Raw genomic sequence first — 21,851 nt, 5'->3', positions numbered from 1 at the left:
ATAAATTTGTTTCGGATCTCATCCTCCTCAGAAAAAAGTGCTGGTGAAAGAGCATATTAAAATAGAAGTAAATCAATGCTTAAAAATTTCGACATAAATAATTTAGTTCGTCCAAACGTAAAGGATTTAAAGCCGTATTCTTCGGCCAGGGACGAATACCAGAGTACGGGTACGGAAATGGTTTTTCTGGATGCCAACGAGAATCCTTTTCAAACCGATGTAAACCGATATCCCGATCCGCAGCAAAGAAACTTAAAGGCTGAACTGGCAAAGATAAAATCTGTAAGCAGGGCAAATATTTTACTGGGAAATGGGAGCGATGAAGTGCTGGACCTGCTGTTCAGGGCTTTTTGTGAACCTGGAAAGGATAATATCGTCACTTTGCCGCCAACCTATGGCATGTATAAGGTACTGGCGAATATCAACAATATCGAAAACAGGGAAATCCTGCTGGAACCAGGCTTTCAGCCTAATGTAGATAAAATTCTGCGCGAAACAGATGCGGGTACAAAAATGGTTTTTCTTTGTTCGCCCAATAATCCTACAGGCAATTCTTTTTCCGAAGAAAAAGTGCTGGAAATCCTGGAAAACTTTAACGGACTGGTAATTATTGATGAAGCTTATATCGATTTTTCGGAAAAGCAGAGCTGGTTAACAAAACTTCAGGAATTTCCAAACCTCGTGGTTACCCAAACCTTATCAAAGGCTTTTGGAATGGCTGGAATAAGACTGGGGATTTGCTATGCTTCCGAAGAAATTATCCAGATACTAAACAAAATAAAGCCGCCTTATAATGTAAATGAACTCTCCCAGCAGCGGGCCCTGATCAGAGTCTTAAATTTAGATCAGGTAAATTCGGAAGTAACTGATATTCTAAAGCAGAGGGAACTATTATCTAAAGTGTTACTTGAAATCCCTTTTGTTGAAGAAGTTTATGCTTCCGACGCTAATTTTGTGCTGGTAAAAGTAGATAACGCCAATAAAAGATATGAACAGTTACTGGCAAAGGGGATTGTAATAAGGAATAGGACCACCCAGCCGCTTTGTGAAAATACCCTTCGTTTTACGGTGGGAACCAAACCTGAAAATGAAAAACTGATTACAGCTTTAAAAAGCATCAACTAAAAGATATTCCCAAAGATGAAAAAAATCCTGTTTATAGACCGAGACGGCACTTTAATTCACGAACCGGAAGATTACCAGATTGACAGCCTGGACAAGCTCGAATTTTATCCCGAGGCGATTTATTACCTTACTAAAATTGCCAAAGAACTGGATTATGAAATGATAATGGTGACCAACCAGGATGGTTTGGGAACAGAGGCTTTCCCGGAGAGCGATTTCTGGCCTATACAGAATTTTATCACCAAAACCCTTGCAAACGAGGGCATAAAATTTACAGACGCTTTAATCGACAAGACTTTTGCCAAAGATAACGCCCCTACCAGAAAGCCAAACCTCGGTTTGCTTAAAGAAAAATATCTTGATAATCCCGATTACGACCTGAAAAATTCTTTTATGATTGGCGACAGGCTCACCGATGTGGAATTCGCATTTAATTTCGGCGGAAAAGGAATTTTTATAGACACTCATGAAGACCTTGGTGCCGAAGAAGTGAAAAATAAGAAGGAAGCGCTGGATGGCTGCATTGCTCTAAAAACTGACAGCTGGAAGGAAATTTATGAATTTTTAAAGCTGAAGGACCGTACAGCCGAAATTAGCCGAAAAACGAATGAGACCGATATTTTTATCAGGCTAAATCTGGACGGCACCGGGGAATCAAAAATTTCTACAGGAATTGCCTTTTTTGACCATATGCTGGACCAGATTGCCCGCCACGGGCAGATGGACCTGGAGGTAAAGGTTGCGGGCGATTTGGAAGTGGACGAGCATCATACCATTGAAGACACCGCCATTGCTTTAGGCGAAATTTTTAGCAAAGCCCTGGGAAATAAACTGGGCATAGAACGCTATGGTTTTTGCCTGCCGATGGATGATTGCCTGGCACAGGTAGCCATCGATTTTGGGGGGCGGAACTGGCTGGTTTGGGAAGCGGAATTCAGGCGTGAAATGGTGGGAAAAATGCCAACCGAGATGTTTCATCATTTCTTTAAATCCTTTACCGATGGCGCAAAAGCCAATTTAAATATAAAGGCAGAAGGAACTAACGAACATCATAAAATTGAAGCTATTTTCAAAGCTTTTGCCAAGGCCATAAAGATGGCTGTAAAGCGGGATGCCGAAAAAATGATTTTGCCCTCAACTAAAGGAATGCTTTAGAAGTAAGAGGTTAGAAATAAGAATTTAGAAGTTAAAATTCTTCTTTAATTCATTGAAATTATGATTAACAATAATGAAGGTTACTCCCCCGTTGGGGGAGCCAGAGGGCCCCTGAAAATAGCAATTATAGACTATGGTGCGGGAAATATCCAGAGCATCAAATTTGCGGTAAAAAGGCTTGGTTTTGAAGCTGTTTTAAGCAATAATGCTGAAGAAATAAAGGCTGCCGATAAAGTGATATTCCCGGGTGTGGGAGAAGCCGGCAGCGCCATGAAAATGCTGAAATCTACCGGCCTTCAAAAACTTATACCTAATCTAACGCAGCCGGTACTGGGAATTTGCCTGGGGATGCAGCTTATGTGCGACTATTGCGAGGAAGGAGATACGAACGGCCTGGGTATTTTTGATGCCCAGGTGGTGAAATTCGATAATAAGCTTAAAGTGCCGCAAATTGGCTGGAACAGGATCTTCGATTTAAAATCGGAGTTGTTTGAGGGCATTCAGGAAGGAGAATATGTTTATCTGGTGCACAGTTATTATATTCCCGAATGTGGTGAGACCATAGCGTCTACAGAATATGGGGTGGAATATACATCGGCTATCAAAAAGAATAATTTCTACGGCGTCCAGTTTCATCCCGAAAAAAGCAGTACAGCCGGGGAAAAGATTCTGGAAAACTTTTTGAATTTAGAGATACGAAGGTAAAATTACGAAGTGGAAAGTATTCAATTAGAAATAAATTAATTAGCTGTGCAAAATCTAAAAGACAGAACAAAGTTATTTGCTGGAAACTGCTGGAAGCTTTGTTCTAATATTCCACATTCCCGTGAGTACAATGCATTTGTGAATCAATTGATCCGCTCTTCAAGTTCCGTAGGTGCAAATTATCGGGTTGCACAAAGAGCTAAATCTAAGGCTGATTTTCTAAATAAACTTAAAATTGTTGAAGAGGAAGCTGATGAAAGCATGTACTTTCTGGAACTTTTACCAGAAGTTTTAAAAGAAAATCAGGAAGAAATAAGAGTTTTGCACAAAGACGCTAATGGAGATAGTTTCTATTATAGTTACTTCAATTAATAAAACCAGAAAAAATAATTTAAATTAATTCGTACTTGAAACTTCTAAATTCTAACTTCTAAACATGAGAATTATTCCCGCCATAGACATTATTGAAGGCAAATGTGTAAGACTATCCAAAGGCGATTATAACACGAAAAAAGTGTATAATGAAAATCCGCTGGAAGTCGCCAAAAAATTTGAAGCACATGGCATAGCCTATCTACACCTGGTAGATCTGGATGGCGCAAAGTCTAAACATATTGTAAATCATAAAATTTTGGAAGAGATTGCCTCAAAAACCAGTTTGAAGGTGGATTTTGGTGGCGGATTGAAATCTGATAAAGATCTGGAAATCGCTTTTGAATGCGGGGCCAATCAAATTACCGGTGGGAGCATTGCAGTTAAAGACCCTGAAACTTTCCAAATATGGCTGCAGAAGTTTGGTTCAGAAAAGATTATTTTGGGCGCCGATGCCAATAATGAGAAAGTAGCCATTAGCGGCTGGCAGGAAGAATCGAAGAAAGAACTGATTCCTTTTATTCAAGAATATCAGCAAAATGGAGTGAAATATGTTATTTGTACCGATATTTCCAAAGACGGAATGCTGGAAGGGCCTAGTTTCGATCTTTATAAAAAGATCCTGAAGGAGACTTCTGAAAAAGGAAAACTCAGTTTAATTGCTTCAGGCGGAATTTCAGAATTTGATGAGCTACCACAACTGGAGGAAATTGGTTGTGAGGGAACCATCATTGGAAAAGCTATTTATGAAGGAAGGATCAGTTTAAAACAACTGGAAAGTTATATTTTAAAAAGCAGTTAGATATAAGAATTGGGTATTCAGAAATAATTCTTAATACTCATTACTAACTACTCAATACTCAATACTCAAAGATGCTTACAAAAAGAATAATTCCCTGTCTTGATATAAAAAACGGACGTACGGTAAAAGGCATTAACTTTATAGACTTGCGAGATGCAGGAGATCCTGTGGAACTTGCCGCGATTTATGCCGAATCTGGCGCAGATGAGTTGGTATTTCTGGATATTTCGGCTACCGAAGAGCGAAGAAAAACCCTTGCCGAGCTCGTTTTAAGAGTTGCTGAAAAAGTGAATATTCCGTTTACGGTTGGCGGCGGCATATCTTCGGTTGAGGACGTGGATGTATTGCTTCAGAATGGAGCCGATAAGGTTTCCATAAATTCTTCCGCGGTAAAAAATCCGGAGCTTATTAACCAGTTGTCACAAAAATTCGGGAGCCAGTGTATTACCGTTGCCATAGATGCCAAACAGGTAAACGGGAAATGGCTGGTGCATTTGGTAGGAGGAAAGGTACCTACCGAATTGGATCTTTTTGACTGGGCAAAAGAAGTGGAAGAGCGTGGTGCAGGGGAAATTCTGTTTACTTCCATGAATAATGATGGCACCAAAGATGGTTTTGCGAATATTGCCCTCGCCAAATTATCTTCAGAATTAAATATTCCCATCATAGCATCGGGCGGGGCAGGAAATATGCAACATTTTACCGATACTTTTAAGGAAGGAAAAGCCGATGCCGCACTGGCTGCAAGCGTTTTTCATTTTAAGGAAATAGAGATCAAAGCACTTAAGGAAGAGTTGCAGAAAAATGGAATAGCTGTAAGGCTTTAGTAAATAGACGTTAGAAGTTGGAGGTTTAGAAAAGAAATAAATAATACCAAAGAAGGAGTAAAAAAAATATAATGAACATAGATTTTAATAAAAATAAAGACGGCCTGGTTCCTGCAATTATTCAGGATGCTTCTACAAAAAATGTACTCATGCTGGGCTATATGAATGAAGAGGCTTTCCTGAAAACCAGCGAGACCAAAAAAGTTACTTTTTTCAGCAGGACCAAGAACAGGTTATGGACAAAAGGGGAGGAGAGTGGCAATTTTCTTCACCTTGTGGATATTAAGAATGACTGTGATAATGATACGCTGCTGGTAAGCGTTCATCCTGAAGGGCCAACCTGTCATAAAGGAACCGATACCTGCTGGGGCGAAGAAAATAATCCTAATTTTGGATTTCTTTCCCAACTGGAAGGAATAATTGCCAAACGCAAAAGAATGAGTGAAGTTGAGCCGGAACTGCGGGAAGACAAATCGAGCTACGTGGTTTCGCTCTTTGATAAAGGCATTAATAAAATTGCCCAAAAGGTAGGGGAAGAGGCCGTGGAAACAGTGATAGAGGCCAAGGATGATGATGAAGCTCTGTTTTTAAATGAAAGTGCCGATTTGCTTTTTCACTATCTTATCCTGCTGAAGGCCAAAGGTTATTCTTTACAGGATGTGGTAAAGGTGCTCGAAGAAAGGCATTAATTTTACAAATATTGAAGAAAAACCTGTTGTCTTGTAAGGCAACAGGTTTTTATGTGAAAATGGCATTTTCAAGAAATTATTTTACAGCGTTCATTCCGAAGGTGGCTACCTCATGATCCTGTTCTACCTGGCCGCCTGAAACTCCAATGGCACCAATTATTTCGCCATCAGCGCTTTTAATTGGAACACCTCCGGGGAATGTAATAAGCCCTCCGTTGGAATGCTCGATGCCATAAAGAGATTCACCGGGTTGGGAAATTTTTCCAATTTCGCCGGTATCCATATCAAAATATCTTGCCGTTTCCGCTTTTTTAATAGCAATATCTACAGAACCTAACCACGCCCCGTCCATTCTGGCAAAAGCTTTAAGATTGGCTCCGGAGTCTACAATGGCAATATTCATGGGAACATCTATTTCACCTGCTTTTTGCTGAGCGGCTTTTATTGCCGCCTGTGCCTGTTCTAAAGTAATATTCATAAGCTTATTTTTTGTTTTCCTTAAAATATTAAAATTCAGACGGAAGACAGCGGCATTTAAGACTAATAAAGGAATTGTTTACTCACTCCATTTTCCCATCTTGCCCGCCTGAAAATCGCTGTAAGCCTGGTCTATTTCTTCCATACTGTTCATCACAAAGGGGCCCCGGGCAACCACCGGCTCATCAAAAGGTTTTGCATGTCCAAATAAAAGAATGCTTTCGGCCCTGGCTTCAATAACAAGTTTTTCATCGTCATTATTGAATTCTGCCAGATTTAGCGCCTTGACAGGATTTCCATTTACTTCAAACTCTCCTTTAATTACATAAAAGAAGATATTATGTTCAGAAGGAATAGAAAGTTCCAGTTTCGCCCCTTCTTCAAAATTGAGGGTAGCGAGGTTTACATCTGTAAAGGTATTAAAGGCACCTGCCGTTTCTTCTAATTTTCCCGAAACCACCTGCCCCTTAATTCTTCCTTCGTCCAGTGAAATCGCAGGAATTTGATCTTTTTGAAAACCGAAATATTTAGGTTCGGTCATCTTATACTTTGCTGGGAGGTTAATCCACAATTGCAGGATTTCCAGGTCGCCCCCTTCTTTTTTAAATTTTTCAGAAGAAACTTCCGCATGAATAAGTCCGCTGCCTGCAGTCATCCATTGCACACCACCACTTTCAATAACGCTTTTATGTCCGCCGGAATCCTTATGCGCAATATCCCCGTCAAGAATAAAAGTCACGGTTTCCATACCCCGGTGCGGGTGCGGCCCAAAGGGCAGGCCGTTATTATTGGGCGGGTATTTTTGTGGCCCGTGGTGGTTCAAAAATAAAAATGGATCAATCATCTGTATACTTCCCGTAGGCATGGGGGAATAGGTAATTAAATCGGCGATAGGCCGGTATTCTGCCTTATGAATTTTCTTTATGGTTCGCATGCTGATTGTTATTTGTTCTTAACATAAATGAGTTTGAATCGTGAATTCTGATTTTCCCGGGATTCTACTTCAAATTTATCGATAGCGCTTATCATTGGCGTCAGTTTTTGAAAGCCGTAATTCCGGGAATCGAAATTAGGTTGTTTCTTCTGGAGCAGGCTGCCCACATCGCCTAAAAAGGCCCATCCGTCCTCATCGGCAACATCAGAAATGGTTGTGGCAAGCAGGCGCACCACCTTTGGGGTAATTTTATCAACGCTATTCTTTTTATCCGCCTTTTCCCTGCTGGCTTCCTGCCCGTTTTCCTTGTCTTTATCCTTTAAAATTTCAATATAAATAAAGCGGTCACAGGCTACAATAAAGGGCTCGGGAGTTTTCTTTTCCCCAATCCCAATCACCTTTTTGCCCGCCTCGCGTAACCTGGTGGCCAGTCTTGTAAAATCACTGTCACTCGATACCAGGCAAAAGCCATCAACTTTATTGCTGTAAAGGATGTCCATTGCGTCAATAATCATAGCCGAATCTGTGGCGTTCTTGCCCTGTGTATAGCCGTATTGCTGAATGGGGTTTATGGCATTTTCAAGTAGAACCGCTTTCCATTTGGCTAAATGGGGTTTGGTCCAGTCTCCGTAAATTCTCTTAATGGTGGGGTTGCCAAATTTGGCAATTTCCTCCATCATTTCTTTTATGTAAGCAGAAGGAATATTGTCCCCGTCTATAAGTACGGCAAGATTAATCTCCATGAAGTATTGTAATTTTGTTGTATAAAGATACTATTTTAAGCAGAAAAGGCGGCAATCGCCGCCTTCATTACTCATAAATTATCGTTTGTTTAACTGTACCTGTAAATGGCATTTAGCTTAGATGCTTTTTCAGGCATAAACGCGCTTTCAATCAGAAAAACAGATCCACCTGTCTCCACAACCTTGGCTGCCGCCAGGTTCATAAGGGAAGTAGCATCATCAGATTGTTCTTCCTTTGTTTCCACCTTACGGTTCTCCTCGTCGTAAGTTCCCCAGACTTCTGCCCGGTTTTCAAGGAAAAGCGTATCAATTTTTCCCTCAAAAGCGGCGGGAATAATATCATGAATTTCGGTTGAAGTTTTTTCCGGCGGCAATTCAGAAAAGGTAGCCAGTTTATTCCTTTTCTCTTTTTCCAGTTGCGGCTCCATTACTTTTAAGGCCTTATCGTGCAGTCCCAGCATATTGGTATCTGAGGGATTTCCGGGTATTACCTGTTCGTACAGGTTCTTATAGGAATTCGCTTCTTTATAAATTGGAAAAAGATAATCCTGGCAGGCCACAACAAGAGGAACATTCTCATCTTTTAATACCTCATGCAGGCCTTTGTCCACGGCCCTGAAAAATCTAAGGATCTCATTTTTTTCATCCCTGTTCGCGGCATCATATCCATGCGTGGTAGACTGGCCGGAAAGATTATGCTGGGTTTTGTGCTTGCTGTGTTTTTCCTCGTAATCATAACCTACCCTGTCTTCCAGGCGCTCCGGTGTTAGATCTTCAATATACACGGGCCCAATGCTATGTTTGGTAGCTTCATAAAGATCTACTTTATCCTGCTGTATCGCCAAAAGATAAAATCTCCCTTCATTTTTTAAAACCGGTGCCAGGGGGCGCACATAAAATTCTTTAGAAATATAGGTGTATGCTTCGAAATTAACAGGAATAGTAAATTTTTCAAAGAAACCTTCTGCAGCGAAAACTGCCAGGCCGTCGGACTGGTGCCTCCAGAATTCCGGATCATTAATCAATTCCTCAATAGGTTTTCCTATTGCTTCAATTTTGTCTTCGCTAATTCCTTCTTTTTCCAGTCTCTTTTTTACTTCATCCCAAGAAGATTTGAGGTAAGTTTTATCCTTTTGATCCAGTACTTCTTTTCCCGCACGGTCTGTTGGGATAAAGATTGAGACACAATTTTCTCCCTTAAAATTCGCGATTTTTTGAAATTCTTCCTGACTTATTAATGACATAGTTTTTGTTTTTTGGTTAAAAAAGAGCATGAAAAATTATTTTTTTCACGCTCTTTCTTCTTTAATTTTCTGGTTATCTCAAGATAAGCCGATTTAAACCCAATTCAAAGAGCGGGGAAGCTATCTGGTGCTAAATCTTTCTTAATTAATGTTTATCTTTTGAAAAGAAACGGATGGAATCTATTTACATCAATCAGTTTACCACCATACCACGAAAAAACGTTCGTAAGTCTCATCGCCTTTTTTCATCCATACAAGAGGAGCCTTTTCCCGGCTGATGAAACTGGCAATTTGAAGCTGTATTTGCTCATAAGTCACCCATGTGCGGCCATAACTGGGATTAACCGGCCAATCCTGCTTTTTTGGGGAATAGAATTTATGTTTTTCATATTCTTCACCTTTAAAAGCATCAAAATTAATCCAGTAACCGGCAATGCAGGCTTTATTAAGATGAGCAATTTTTTTATAGTTGAATTGCTTCGGAAGAAAGAGATTGGCCTTAAAACAAACCTGCTGATGTATATTCCCCGCCTTCAGCTTGGCAGATTTCAGGAGGTTTCCTGTTTCGGGACGAAAGAGCAGGGGAAACTGCCTTTCCCTTAGCTTCTGTACCTTTTGAAGCAGACTGTCCCTCCTGTTGGGGCCTATCCAACGGTGGAGCTCGTCTTCAAAAGAAGGATCATAAACATAAAATTTATACACCAGTTCTATATGGTAAGGCTTCTCTTCCTGCAGGTCTTTCAGTAAAAAATCGATCTCGCCCAGCTTTATTTTTTCCTGGTGTATCTGTATGTTGGAAAGAAGCACTTTATACCGGCTGGTGTTATTGATTAGGAACTCAAAGAAATTTTCCACCCTTTTTCCAAGAATGGAACGGGACGAATGCAAATTTTGAAGAATTTCCTGTGGAATTTCAGCTACAGGAAGATTGAATTGTTTTAAACCCAGGAAATTACCATTATCCCACAGCGGAGGAGTGGAAAGGAAACCTTTAAATTGCTTTTGAATATTCATCTATAGCTTACCTCTAATTCTTAATTTCACAGATACATCTAAAACCTGTGTAATCATTCTGGGATTCTTGGATATTACTATTTCTCCAATTTATCCCGTAAGCTTTTTTATCCAAAGTATGTTCAGAAATATTAAATAACACCATACTATCAATTTCTCTGAGTTTTTCCCTTAACTGTATTGTACCCATTTCTGGTTCCATAACTTCTATTTTCTCTGGCTGAAATTTAGCCACTGCATTTTTCATTTCCTGTACCGTTGGTAAACGATAATTAACTCTTGAAGGAAATTTTCTTCGCTGAGCTGGAGTTTCAGATTTATAAGAGTAATTTAACATGACCATATCTGTTCTCCATAAACAGAAGAATTGAGCCTGCGCCTTCGAAATCTGTACGACCGGATGATAATCGTAATGATGATCATTTATATAATCGTCAAAAACTAAATTTTTGCCTATTTTAAGATTTGAAGTATTTTCTAATTTCAGTTGCGGTATGTCCTTTAATAATTTTTCTTCTATTTCGCTGCCCTTAAAACCATAATTTGAAGATTTTTGTATTGCATCATGTTTTTCCATGCTCCAGAAATTTGTTATACTCTTTAAAAATTCCATGAACATCTGGTTGGTGACCGGTGTTTTATCAATATAAAGATTGTCTTTTAAATGAATTGTACCTGGTGGTACTTGCGAACTTGTGCTTCTATTTTCGGGGTAGTTATTGGTAATTTCATTCGATTTAGTTGATTTACAAGCGTAAATAAACATGCTGAGGCCTAGGATTAGGATTTTTTTATCGACTTTCCTATTAAACATTGAATGGGTATTTTTTATAATTTATATTTATTATAAATGGTCTTTTTTTCATTACCGAACGGCAATAATTCTATCTTACTTGATTTAATTCTTCTTAAGCTGTAAGCCCTTGGGTGCTTTAATTTCTCCCGGAGCGGGATCATACATGTTCAGGTAGATAATAACTGGTTTTTCAAGTCCTTCATAATTAAGCTCGTATTTATCCAGCATTCCGCCCCCCATAAAACCATTAGGTGTTTTAAACTGACAGCAGCTGCCAGTTCGGGTATAGGTGATAACTTCTCCATTTGGGCCGCTAAGGTTGTTAAGGTAGTTCCTTTCGTATTCAGGTCCCGATTTTAAATCTTGGCCACCCACTAGAATAGGATGGGATGCATTATACCCATAATTCTGGCCGACTACTGAATTTGTTGCTATATTTCCGGTAGAACCGCAGGCAAGAATGGAAAACGCAATACTTAACAATAAAATTTGCTTCATGAGTAATTAATAATTCCTGAAATATTGAAGTATTTTAATATTTTCAGGCAGATGAACAATATCTTGTGGAGTAGGGATATCCCAATCTAAATAATAATTTTCAGAAAAGATGGGAAAAAGGGCGTTTTATTCAAAAACCGGGTTCAAATTAAATATGTACCAGGTTTCCGCAGGCTTTAAGAAAGTCTTGTTTTAAATTTTCAGGGATTACCACATAATCGCATTCCTGAAGGTTAGAATGAATACCAATATTCGCAATTTCCTTTAAAGAGCGAATATTTCCTTTCTCTTTATAAATCCTGTAGATGCTATAATTTAGCGCCCTGAGCATTTCCTGTATCTTATCCTGCCTGGCTTTTCGTTCTTTGTTTTCTTCTTTATAAACGGGCAGGATTTCCAGCAATATAATAGGTGACTGCTCTTTGATGTCGTGATAAAAGCTGTTGAGCACTTCCAGTTCGCCTCCTTCAACATCTATTTTCAGAATCGAAATTGTGTCTGCCTGCAAAGCGCTTTTAACTTCGCTGAAATGGTAAAGCGGGACATATTCTTTTCTGAAGACACTTTTTGTGCGAAAACCTTCCAGCATGGAGGCACAGCTGTCGGCGTCGTCTCCGTAATAAAAATTTAATTTTCCCATTTCGGTTTTTTCTGAAATACCCACGGGAAAGATCTGGCAGTTGGTAAAGTTATTTTTTTCAATAAGCCTGCGCAGGTAAAAAAGGCAGGCGGCATTAGGCTCAAATCCCGTATAGGGCATTTCTGAATTCAAACTCCTCAACTTTAGCAGGGTCTGCCCAATATTAGCGCCAACATCTACAAATTCCCCACTTTTAAGAGGCAGGATTATCCTGAACAATTCCACCATCCAGGCCTCCGAAATATCTATATTGGTATAACCCATTTCCCCAATAATGGGAATCCTGAAGCTTTTACCGTTTATGTTCGCCCTTCCGCTAAAATTGGTGAGGAATTGCAGCAGGCGGCGTTTATATAAGAATCTGATGAAGGAACTGTTCATGAATTATAGCAGGTTTCAGGCTAAAGTGATTACGAAAATACATATAATTTTACTGCTTCCTTGCCTTTAGTTTTTTATGGGCCGTGGCCTTCTTATTATCTTTCTATCTTTGCGCCAAAACCGGCAAATTGCAACGCAAGCGATTTTATTATCTCATAAAAATTCAATTCTTGGGCTACAGGCTTCATGGCTGGCAAAAACAGCCCGATGTAAAAACCGTAGAAGGTATAATAACCAAAACCCTGCGCTGGGCCATGCCCGGTAAAAAATTTAAAATATTGGGGAGCAGCCGTACCGATGCCATGGTCTCGGCACAGGAATCGGCTTTTGAGCTTTTTCTGGACCATGAACCCCTGGCAGACCCGGAGGAGTTTCTACAGGTTTTCAACCTGAACTTGCCACAGGACATCAGGGCGACAGCCGTACAGGAGGTGGATGCGAAGTTCAATATTATTCAGCATCCAAAAATTAAAGAATATGCTTACCTGTTTTCTTTTGGTGAAAAAAATCATCCTTTTTGCGCGCCCATGATGGCCAATTTTATGGGGAACCTGGATATTAAGCGTATGAAGGAAGCGGCCCTTTTATTTGAAGGCACCCATAACTTCAGGAATTATTGCGTAAGGGTTTCAGAAAAAAGCAAATTTAACAGGGAGATCAAAAAGGCTATAATTACCAGGAATGACCTTTTTACCGCCAGTTTTTTTCCGGAGAACAATTTTGTTTTCCACGTGCATGGAGAAGGTTTCCTGCGGCACCAGGTAAGGCTTATGATGGGAGCGCTGGTTCTTGTTGGGAAGGGCGAGCTGGGCCTGGAGCAGATAGCACAAAGCCTTACCGGCGATCCTGAATATCAAATGGATTATATCGCCCCGGCTTCAGGTTTAATATTAAATAAAGTTGGATTTAAAGATTTGTAATTCAAATTCAGCAAAAAATCTCTTGAATTTTGTGCAGGATATTATTCTTCAGAGTTTTATCCTATCCCTCTTTCTCTAAAATCTTCAGCGCAATTTTGATGTTTTCATAGCTTATCGCTTCCTGAAAATGTTCAAAATAAACCTTTAGGGAACCCGGGTTTTCCAGCGCTTTTCTGGCTTTTCTAACCGATTCCAGGTCCGGTCTTGAAACGAGTTTCTTCAAATCTATATCTTCGCCATCATCATAAAGCTTGATGAGATGCGAATAAATAGTGGTAGCGGCAAGTTTTCGCTTCAGCGCAATTTCTTCCACACTTAAACCTTCCTTATAAAGTTCTCCTGTAACCTGATAAGTTTTTCCTTTTTTAGCCGATTTACGTTCGCGTTTGTCTTTGTGAAAAGCGATGATTTCTTTAATAAACTGGTATCCGTAATCCTGCATTTTGCGACGCCCCACCCCGTTAATCTGCATAAAATCCTCATCGGTCATGGGCCGTTCCTTTTCCATTTCCTTTAGCGTGGCGTCGTTAAAGATCAAATAAGCCGGGATTTCTTCTTCACGGGCAATCTTCAGGCGTAGCTGCCTCAATTTTTCAAATAAGGAGTTATCGGATTTCTTAATACTTTCTGCGGAATCCTGCCGGAGGATTTTTCTATCCGGAGCCTGCGCGAGGTGCACCTTTTCCCCTTCAAACAAGATCTTTTTCGCCGCTTTTGTTAACTGCAGGTGGTTGTTTTTATGAAAAGCGATTTCAGCATAACCTAAATTTATAAGCTGAAGGATGTATTGCTGCCAGTGGTGCCAGGAAAGTTCACTGCCCACTCCGTAGGTGGGGAGTTGCTGGTAATTTTTAGAAAGAACGGCTTCATTCTGGGAACCTCTCAACACATCGATAAGCGTGGTAACAGGTTCTGCTCCTTTTAATCTGTAAATGCAGGAAAGGGCTTTTTGAGCGATCACCGTACCGTCAAAAAATTCCGGCGGATTCTTACAAATATCGCAGTTCCCGCAATCTTCCTGTTTATGTTCCCCAAAATAGTTCAGCAGGATCTTTCTCCGGCAGGTGAGCGCTTCAGAATATTGCTTCATACGCTCCAGCTTAGCCAGTTGTATTTCCTCATTTGCCGCGTTGGAGGCAAACTTTTGCAGTTGTACCACATCGGCATAGCTATGGAACAGCAATGTATCTGAAGGTAAACCATCACGCCCGGCACGGCCAATTTCCTGATAATAACCTTCCAGGTTTTTGGGCATGTTATAATGGATCACCCAGCGGATGTTGCTTTTGTCTATACCCATTCCAAAGGCGATAGTGGCGCATATAATTTGGTTTTCATCATTTATAAAACCGTCCTGAATGCTCATCCTTTCTTCATGTTTAAGGCCGGCATGGTAAGCTTCGGCCTTAAAGCCTTTGGCTTTGAGTTTTGCAGCGAGTTCTTCAGTGGTCTTTCGGCTTAAACAATAAATAATCCCGCTTTCTTTTTTGCGGTTTTGGATAAAACTGGCAATCTGCTCAAAACGTTTCACCCCGGGCCTTACCTCCAGGCTAAGGTTAGCGCGATCAAAAGAAGCCACATGTTTTTTGGCCAGGGGAATATTCAGCTGCCGGCAAATATCGTTTCTGGTAGCTTTGTCTGCCGTTGCGGTTAAAGCAATTACCGGGGTATTAGGGTAGCGGTTCTTCAGGTATCCCAGCTGGGTATACGCCGGCCTGAAATCGTGGCCCCAGCTGGAAATACAATGCGCTTCATCTATGGCTATAAGACTCACCTTACCGTTGGCCAGAATTTTATCTACAAACTGCAGGCTTTCCGGGGCAATATAAAGCAGTTTTAATTCATTTTTTCCTATCTTCTGAAAAATAGCCTGCTGTTCGGCCTCCTGCTGGCTGCTATTGAGATAAGCTGCGGCGACGCCATTGGCGGTTAATCCGTCTACCTGGTCTTTCATGAGCGCGATAAGCGGGGAAATCACCAAAGTTATCTGCGGAAGAAGGATGGCGGGAAGTTGATAGCAAATAGATTTTCCGCCTCCTGTGGGCATAATGACAAGGTTGTCTTTTCCTTCAAAAACAGCGTTGATAATTTTCTTCTGAAGTGGGCGAAAACTGTCGTAACCAAAATATTCTTTTAATGTGCCTAAAAGCCGCGTTTCTTCCATAGCGGCAAAGGTAAAATTTGACTTTTAATTCCGTGAACTTCCAAACAAGAAATGTAACTGCCTTTCTTCAGTTTTATTTAAGCAGATTTCTACCGCCCCGGAAAGGCTATGGCTGCAAATATTCTTACTTTTATAAAAATTTTATCCGCAGCATGGCAAAACTCAGGAAGAAGTATTCGCTGAAGCGTCCCAGGAATACCAAAACTTTGAACCAGGTTCCGGGAACGGTAACTTACGTTGGGAGTAAAGAAATTACGGATGTTCACCTGGAGGTGATAGATTACAACAAGCAGCAGTACAACTGGTTTGCCTCTAAGTCTCCTGAAGATGCTTTTAAATTTGAAGAGCCGCTTAATGTTACCTGGTTTAATGTGAATGGGCTCAATAATACCGCTGAGATTGAAAAGATGGGCGCCTACTACGATTTGCACCCGCTTATTCTTGAAGATATTGTAAACACGGGACAGCGGCCCAAAATTGATGAATATCCCGATTACATTTTTATTGTGGCCAAAATGCTGTACTACAACGGGGATGGCAATTTGCGCAACGAGCATATTAGTATGGTGGTGGGAAAAGATTATGTCCTGACTTTCCAGGAAGCCGATGGTGATGTTTTTGACGGGGTGAGGGAAAGAATTGCGAAAGATAAAGGCCGTATTAGGAACAGTGGTGCAGATTACCTGATGTTCGCCCTGCTGGATGCCGTAATCGATAATTACTTTGCGGTAATAGACGACATTAGCGATAAAATTGAAAATTTTGAAGACCAGCTTTTCGTGGATAATTCCGCAGAAAACCTCGTACAGGAAATTCAGGAATTAAAGAGGACCATCCTACGAATTAGAAGAGCTGTTTTTCCGCTAAGGGAAGTAGTGGGACGGCTTGAGAAAATGGATAATAACCTCATTGAGGAAAAGACGGTAAATTACATCAGGGATCTTTATGACCATATTGTTCAAATTTCAGAAAACATAGATATCTACAGGGAAATGATCTGGAGTTTGATGGATATGTACATGACCACCATTAGCAATAAAATGAATGAAGTGATGAAGGTATTAACCATTATGGCTTCCATTTTTATTCCGCTCACTTTTATTGCGGGAATCTACGGGATGAATTTTGAATATATGCCAGAACTGGAGTGGAAGTATGGCTATTTTGCCATTTGGGGAGTAATGATAGTTGTATTTCTGGGCATGCTTTACTATTTTAAAAGAAAAAAATGGCTTTAGAATAGCTTTTATAAAAACTTTAAATTACTACATTATCATGAAAAATATCCTTTTGGGATCATTGTTACTAAGCCTTGTTTTAACCTCCTGTAAAAATAAACCTGAAGAAGAAAACAAAGATATGCTGGAAAACCTGAAAATTGCCTTTATAGGAACCTATACCCGTATGGAAGGCCATGTAGAAGGCAAAGCAGAGGGAATTTATACCCTTTACCAGGACCCAGAAAGTGGGAGCCTTAGATTTGGCGAAGTTGTTGCCAAGATCACCAATCCTTCTTTTGTACGCGTTTCTGAGGATGGTAAAAATCTTTATGCGGTGACCGAAATTGGAAGCAGGGAAGGGGAAGTAGGAGAAGTTTACGCCTACAGCATAAACGATAATTATGAATTAGAGGAATTGAACAAGCTTTCTACTGAAGCTGGTGCGCCAGCTCAAATTGCCATAGACCAGAGCGGGAAGTACGTATTTGTGGCCAATTATATGGGAGGAGTGGTGATGATGTACAGGAGAGAAGAAGACGGCAGACTTAGTGATCATAAGAAAATTCAACTTGAAAACCCGGGGCAGTCCCATGCGCACTCGGTAAATATAGATGAAGATAATGAGCATGTTTATATAGCCGATTTGGGAAATGATAAGATCTGGATTTTTGATCTTGATGCCGCAACGGGGAGTATTGAGCCAAACGAGCAGGCTTTTGTTGAGGTTGAAGAAGGAGCTGGCCCAAGACATTTTACTTTTTCTAAAAACCAGGAATACGCGTACGTTATAAATGAACTTAACAGCAGCATTACCGCTTTTAAAAGAAAAGCTTCGGGAGGGCTGGAAATAATCCAGACGGTTTCCACGCTGCCTGAAGATTTTGAAGGAGAGAATTCGGCGGCCGATATTCACCTGCATCCCAACGGGAAATTTATTTATGGCTCTAACAGGGGCGATAACAGCATTTGTGCTTTTCGCGTAGGTGATGACGGGAAATTGATAAATATTGGCTTTTACCCCACCAACGGGGAAACTCCTCGTAACTTTGCCATTGCGCCGGGAGGAGACTTTCTTTATGCGGCCAATCAAGATAGCGGGGGCATTTCGATATTTAAAATCGACGGGGAAACCGGGGAATTAGAACAGGAACTTACCAATTTTGATGCGAAAACTCCCGTTTGTATAGAGTTTGTCGAAAATTAAAGACGCGAAAATATTGAAAAGAAAAAAGGCTGCCCGAATATTTTTCGAAGCAGCCTTTTTAGTAATCCTATAGTTATTATACTTCCTGAACTACAAAAAATCCGTCGTTGCCCTGGGACTGGTATAAAGGCATAAAAATATAAGCGTCCCATTCGCTTTTTATTTCATTGCCATTTTGCCTGGCAAGAAGTTCTCCTTTTTCAATTTTTTGGAAATTTTCATAGCCAGGTTGCATTTCAAAGATATCATCATCATCCAATCCGTGACGGTGAAGGATCTCAAAAGTTTTTTGAGGCGGAGCGTTCTTTTCAGCAAATTTATTAACACAGTCCGGATAAGTGGATATTTGTTCCAGGTTGAGATTACAGGCTTCTTTTAGAGCCAGCCAGATCACTCCTTCATGATTTTCCACAGAACGCACATTGGTATGTTGTCCTGCTTCAAAAACAAAGCCGGTCATTCCTATCCTGCTTAAATAGTGGTCAATATCCCCGGTAATAATATCGCTAAATCCCCTGATGATATAAGTTGGGAACTTATGTGCCCATTCATCATTATCATTTACCTCCTGTACAGAAACATACGGGAGGCTGGGGGAGGAGGTGGTGTGGCAATCCAGGAAATATCTCTTGGTGAAATCTTTTTCAGGATATTTTTCCAGGAGTTCAATAATCTCAAACATCTCTTTTTTCTCCTGGGTATCCTTTTTGCCGCTTTTCACATTTTCCTCTGTCCATGTACGGTTAAGGTCTTCTTCAATATATCTTCTATTTTGGTTTAGCGCCATGTGGTTCCCGGAAACACCAATAATGGTTCCCTCAATTTCAGGACTCGTTTTTTCCAGTTCTTTAAAAACTTTTTCCAGGGCTTTCACGCCGCTGGGTTCGTTCCCATGAATGCCTCCAGTTACAAAAAGCAGCGGCCCTTTTTTACCGGAAGTATATTTCCCAATTATTCTGGGTATTTCTTCATTTAGTTGCTCGTTCATAGATTTTAGTTTTAATTAGTCCATTGTAGCCAGCGTACGATTTGCTAATGTGCCTTTGTAAACTTCTTTGTAAGCCACTTTTCTTTCAATAGCCTCAATTACCACATCTGTAAATTTTGGTAAACCAATATCTTTAAAGCGCTCCATACCACCAGGGCTTAAAACATTAATTTCAATAAGCTTATCCTTAACGATATCCAGACCGACAAAAAACAACCCGTCCCTGATTAATTTGGGTGCGGTAAGTTCAATAATGCGCTTCATATCATCTGTCAGGTCACTGCTGTCTGCAGATGCTCCCTGGGAAAAATTACTACGGAATTCGCCTTCCCCGGCAACTCTCCTTATAATGGCTTTTTTCCCATCCTGTTCCATAACACGGCCATTCATCAGCAAAACCCGCACATCTCCGTCTTTAACTGCGGGCAAAAATTCCTGGGCGATCACATAGCCCTGTGCACTGATGGTTTCGATAATCTGATTTACATTTTTTTCATTTTCATCTATAAGAAAAACATCTTTACCTCCTGAACCTTCCAATGGTTTCAGGACCATTTTCTTATTTTGCTTTTCCCAGAATTCAAGAAGATCTTCCTTACTTCTTGTAATAATCGAATCTGGCTTTATAGACTGCGGTAATTCCTCGAAATATAATTTATCAATAAATGCATGGGAAAGAGCGTAGGCATCATTAAGCACCAAAACGCCTTCCTGCTGGATCATCCTTCCAAAAGCCACGCCGGCCTGCTCGGCCCACTGGCGGGAATCTTCTTCTGTAGGGTTATTTCTTATAAAAAGTACATCAATATCCTTTGAAGAAATTTTCTTCTTTTTTGCTTTTGAACCCTGAAGTGCTTCCAGGAATTTCGCTGGGGATTTTGTTTTGGTATCCTTGGATACGTGGGTACTGTTTATACTTATTGGAGCATCATGATGAAAGTTAAAGTCACCCACACCCATTGCATATACTTCGTGGCCGCGGGCGTGAGCCTCTGCCATTAATGCTGTTGATGTGCCGTTTTTTTCTGTAGCAACATCATTTAATACAAAACATATTTTCATTTGCTTATCATTTTTGAGAGGGGAAGCCCCTTTCTGATTAATTCTAATTTTTTGTTTACGTCTTTATTTAACAGGTAGCTCGGTTTTAGAGCTGTAGGTTTTAAAACCTGTCTTTCGGTTAATTCTTTTATTACGCCGGTATGCTTAAGGCCGAATTTTCCTGCGAGCAAAGGTTCATATTCCCCGTCATTTTGGAGGTATTCCCTTAGTTTTACCAATCCTTTCAGGTAGATGATATCTTTTAAGAAGCCGCCACCCTGCATTATCCGGGAAGTAATATTGAAGGATCTTTCCGCAGAAAAACCGTAGTCTTTAACCAGTAAGCGGAATATTTCCTGGAAATTCCCACCGTTCATCACCGCGTTTCCTGCTATAACCCTTCCGGCAAGGGTACGTAGCCGGTTTGGGGTAAGCCCGTCTACAAGATATTCAGCCATTACCGCAAGGCCTTCCTGTAAAGGATCGTAATCTGCCAGGCCAATACTTAATTGCTGAAGCGGCTGCCTGCTGCCATTATAGTAAGTAAGAACGTGCGTTCCCACTTCATGCTGGATAAGAGCGTTGGCTTCTTTCTTGATCATCTTATAATCCCGCGGGATGTAGAGTTCGCCATGAGAAACCATCATCACATTTACATCCTGGCGTATGTGGACTTTACATTTGAAATTTTCATCCTGTTCCCTGAAAAAATCAAATTCACGCCTTGCCATACTGCTGAATTCCCTGGAATCTATGAGATCCACAGTCTCTGAAGGTTCCTGCTCGGGAACTGCCTGCAGGATAGCTTCGGCTTCTTCCTGTAATTCATGTTCCACTCCCTTATGAAGGCGCATACTGTCGTAAAAAAAGTTTCTGGTCCCTCTTTCCCCAAGCATGGTAATTTGTTGGTCCAGCTCTTCCCTTTTTTCCCTGAAAATGTAAGACATGGCCGGATCATCTATATCCTCAATTTTGAGGTTGTAAAGTTTTCTTTTCAGTACATCCGGATCTACGGGAAGGAGCCGGTAATGGTAATCAAGTACTGTTTCAAAATTACTTTCAAAAAATTTCTCCTTTATATCATGGATATTGGCAGGAGAAACCAGCCACAGAAACTGGTAAGACTTCTCTATGGCAGATAATTTACGGTCTATTTCAAAAACTTTATCTTTTATGACCTGCCGCCCCAGAGCATTATAGCTGGGAACCCCGCTGGAAGTTTGTACCCTCAGGAAATCAAAAAGTGCGATATGTAAAGATTTGATCACATAGTCTTTAAAATTCCTGAAGAATACGGGGTATAATTTCCCTTCTTCACTACGATATACAGGGGGAATTTCCATCCCCAGTAGCACGGCCCCACTTTTTTTGGCATCTTCTATCGTGAGAAGGGCTCTGTCGCCTTCCTTTTGCCGCTGTTTGGTATCTTTAATTTCAGCTTTTAGGTAAAGACCGGAATATATCTGGTTAATATTATTTAACTTCTCCTGGAGTACCCCCAGGCTTGTTGGCAACTTTTCCGCAGGTCCTTTTAGTACAAAAGTGTGGCTTTCCTCATCCCCCGCGTACATTTCCAGTAACATGTAGGATTTAAATTTAGCTGAAAAATGTTCAGAAAGGGTGTAGATAAACTTCTGGTAATCTTCAAAATCTTTATTTCCAATAATCAGGTAAGAAGCCTCACTAATTACCATTCGTTTGGTACCCTGATCTTTTAATTTATCGCGGTAAATAATAAGATAAGGCAAATCCTTTTCTATGTGAAGTATTCCTTTTCCCGGAAGCTTACAGTTAGTTTCGGATTCCTCTTCCAGGTTTGTTAAAATTTTTTTAATTGATTTTTCAGATAATTCCGTTATCTCCAGCATTATTTGAAAGTTTCTTGATGTTTTTAGTTTTTTGCAGCTTTTAT

22 protein-coding genes are annotated in these 21,851 nt (G+C 40.4%); 10 read left to right on the top strand and 12 right to left on the bottom strand.

Translation table 11 applies throughout. The features are described from left to right. Window positions 1-75: 75 nt before the first annotated feature. From hisC to hisIE, 7 genes are all read left to right on the top strand, one after another. A complete protein-coding gene (gene hisC, locus RM553_RS14215; RefSeq protein WP_311535607.1) occupies window positions 76-1,125 on the top strand; it encodes a histidinol-phosphate transaminase in 1,050 nt (349 codons plus the stop codon). 15 nt (window positions 1,126-1,140) lie between these two features. Beyond that, window positions 1,141-2,280 carry a bifunctional histidinol-phosphatase/imidazoleglycerol-phosphate dehydratase HisB gene (gene hisB / locus RM553_RS14210; RefSeq protein WP_311535606.1) on the top strand — a complete coding sequence of 380 codons (1,140 nt, stop codon included), beginning with the start codon at window positions 1,141-1,143 and terminating at the stop codon, window positions 2,278-2,280. A gap of 111 nt (window positions 2,281-2,391) precedes the next feature. Beyond that, entirely contained in the window at window positions 2,392-2,985 is a 594-nt protein-coding gene (hisH, locus tag RM553_RS14205; protein WP_311535648.1) for an imidazole glycerol phosphate synthase subunit HisH, read from the top strand. 45 nt (window positions 2,986-3,030) lie between these two features. Then, window positions 3,031-3,357 carry a four helix bundle protein gene (locus RM553_RS14200; protein WP_311535605.1) on the top strand — a complete coding sequence of 109 codons (327 nt, stop codon included), beginning with the start codon at window positions 3,031-3,033 and terminating at the stop codon, window positions 3,355-3,357. Between the two features lie 64 nt (window positions 3,358-3,421). Further along, on the top strand, window positions 3,422-4,159 hold the full coding sequence (gene hisA / locus RM553_RS14195) for a 1-(5-phosphoribosyl)-5-[(5-phosphoribosylamino)methylideneamino]imidazole-4-carboxamide isomerase (protein WP_311535604.1): 738 nt from the start codon (window positions 3,422-3,424) through the stop codon (window positions 4,157-4,159). Window positions 4,160-4,230: 71 nt separating this feature from the next. Further along, window positions 4,231-4,986 (top strand): imidazole glycerol phosphate synthase subunit HisF, encoded by a 756-nt coding sequence (gene hisF, locus RM553_RS14190; protein ID WP_311535603.1) that lies wholly within the window; start codon window positions 4,231-4,233, stop codon window positions 4,984-4,986. Window positions 4,987-5,054: 68 nt separating this feature from the next. Then, entirely contained in the window at window positions 5,055-5,675 is a 621-nt protein-coding gene (gene hisIE / locus RM553_RS14185; RefSeq protein WP_311535647.1) for a bifunctional phosphoribosyl-AMP cyclohydrolase/phosphoribosyl-ATP diphosphatase HisIE, read from the top strand. Between the two features lie 76 nt (window positions 5,676-5,751). Here the strand turns inward: hisIE and RM553_RS14180 are convergent, their stop codons facing one another. The 8 genes from RM553_RS14180 to RM553_RS14145 form a co-directional block, all read right to left on the bottom strand. Beyond that, window positions 5,752-6,153 (bottom strand): GlcG/HbpS family heme-binding protein, encoded by a 402-nt coding sequence (locus RM553_RS14180; RefSeq protein ID WP_311535602.1) that lies wholly within the window; start codon window positions 6,151-6,153, stop codon window positions 5,752-5,754. 78 nt (window positions 6,154-6,231) lie between these two features. Continuing rightward, complete coding sequence (locus RM553_RS14175) at window positions 6,232-7,086, bottom strand: pirin family protein (RefSeq protein WP_311535601.1); 855 nt, start codon at window positions 7,084-7,086, stop codon at window positions 6,232-6,234. Window positions 7,087-7,094: 8 nt separating this feature from the next. Further along, window positions 7,095-7,829: an NYN domain-containing protein gene (locus RM553_RS14170; protein ID WP_311535600.1), complete on the bottom strand. Its 735-nt coding sequence runs from the start codon at window positions 7,827-7,829 to the stop codon at window positions 7,095-7,097. Between the two features lie 89 nt (window positions 7,830-7,918). Continuing rightward, window positions 7,919-9,073 (bottom strand): baeRF7 domain-containing protein, encoded by a 1,155-nt coding sequence (locus tag RM553_RS14165; protein WP_311535599.1) that lies wholly within the window; start codon window positions 9,071-9,073, stop codon window positions 7,919-7,921. A 198-nt stretch (window positions 9,074-9,271) separates the two neighbouring features. Further along, the gene (locus tag RM553_RS14160; RefSeq protein ID WP_311535598.1) at window positions 9,272-10,087 is read right to left on the bottom strand and encodes a DUF1853 family protein; all 816 of its coding nucleotides are present in this window, start codon (window positions 10,085-10,087) and stop codon (window positions 9,272-9,274) included. Window positions 10,088-10,100: 13 nt separating this feature from the next. Next, window positions 10,101-10,901 (bottom strand): SUMF1/EgtB/PvdO family nonheme iron enzyme, encoded by an 801-nt coding sequence (locus RM553_RS14155; RefSeq protein WP_311535597.1) that lies wholly within the window; start codon window positions 10,899-10,901, stop codon window positions 10,101-10,103. Window positions 10,902-10,985: 84 nt separating this feature from the next. Further along, window positions 10,986-11,381 (bottom strand): 2-dehydro-3-deoxyphosphooctonate aldolase, encoded by a 396-nt coding sequence (locus RM553_RS14150; RefSeq protein WP_311535596.1) that lies wholly within the window; start codon window positions 11,379-11,381, stop codon window positions 10,986-10,988. Between the two features lie 148 nt (window positions 11,382-11,529). After that, entirely contained in the window at window positions 11,530-12,402 is an 873-nt protein-coding gene (locus tag RM553_RS14145; RefSeq protein ID WP_311535595.1) for an FkbM family methyltransferase, read from the bottom strand. Between the two features lie 128 nt (window positions 12,403-12,530). Between RM553_RS14145 and truA the strand changes: the two genes are divergently transcribed. Further along, window positions 12,531-13,322, top strand: coding sequence for a tRNA pseudouridine(38-40) synthase TruA (truA, locus tag RM553_RS14140; RefSeq protein ID WP_311535594.1), 792 nt, complete (start codon window positions 12,531-12,533; stop codon window positions 13,320-13,322). A gap of 61 nt (window positions 13,323-13,383) precedes the next feature. Here the strand turns inward: truA and recQ are convergent, their stop codons facing one another. Then, window positions 13,384-15,486 carry a DNA helicase RecQ gene (recQ, locus tag RM553_RS14135; RefSeq protein WP_311535593.1) on the bottom strand — a complete coding sequence of 701 codons (2,103 nt, stop codon included), beginning with the start codon at window positions 15,484-15,486 and terminating at the stop codon, window positions 13,384-13,386. Window positions 15,487-15,638: 152 nt separating this feature from the next. On the opposite strand from recQ, the gene corA reads away from it, so the two are divergent. Both corA and RM553_RS14125 read left to right on the top strand, forming a co-directional pair. Further along, window positions 15,639-16,724, top strand: coding sequence for a magnesium/cobalt transporter CorA (gene corA, locus RM553_RS14130; RefSeq protein ID WP_311535592.1), 1,086 nt, complete (start codon window positions 15,639-15,641; stop codon window positions 16,722-16,724). 37 nt (window positions 16,725-16,761) lie between these two features. Beyond that, on the top strand, window positions 16,762-17,910 hold the full coding sequence (locus RM553_RS14125; protein ID WP_311535591.1) for a lactonase family protein: 1,149 nt from the start codon (window positions 16,762-16,764) through the stop codon (window positions 17,908-17,910). Between the two features lie 76 nt (window positions 17,911-17,986). Here RM553_RS14125 and RM553_RS14120 read toward each other — a convergent pair whose 3' ends face one another. From RM553_RS14120 to RM553_RS14110, 3 genes are read right to left on the bottom strand one after another with little or no spacing between them, the layout of a single operon-like run. Continuing rightward, window positions 17,987-18,898 carry a succinylglutamate desuccinylase/aspartoacylase domain-containing protein gene (locus tag RM553_RS14120; RefSeq protein ID WP_311535590.1) on the bottom strand — a complete coding sequence of 304 codons (912 nt, stop codon included), beginning with the start codon at window positions 18,896-18,898 and terminating at the stop codon, window positions 17,987-17,989. Window positions 18,899-18,913: 15 nt separating this feature from the next. Continuing rightward, entirely contained in the window at window positions 18,914-19,960 is a 1,047-nt protein-coding gene (locus tag RM553_RS14115) for a glutathione synthetase (protein WP_311535589.1), read from the bottom strand. Further along, entirely contained in the window at window positions 19,957-21,807 is a 1,851-nt protein-coding gene (locus RM553_RS14110; protein WP_311535588.1) for a peptidase MATCAP family protein, read from the bottom strand. The genes RM553_RS14115 and RM553_RS14110 overlap by 4 nt, the downstream gene beginning before the upstream one ends. Window positions 21,808-21,851: the final 44 nt, after the last annotated feature.

This window comes from Autumnicola tepida (assembly GCF_031846485.1).
GTDB classification, from domain to species: domain Bacteria; phylum Bacteroidota; class Bacteroidia; order Flavobacteriales; family Flavobacteriaceae; genus Autumnicola; species Autumnicola tepida.
Note: the sequence above shows the minus strand (reverse complement) of the source record. Positions and strands in the feature narration are given on the sequence as shown.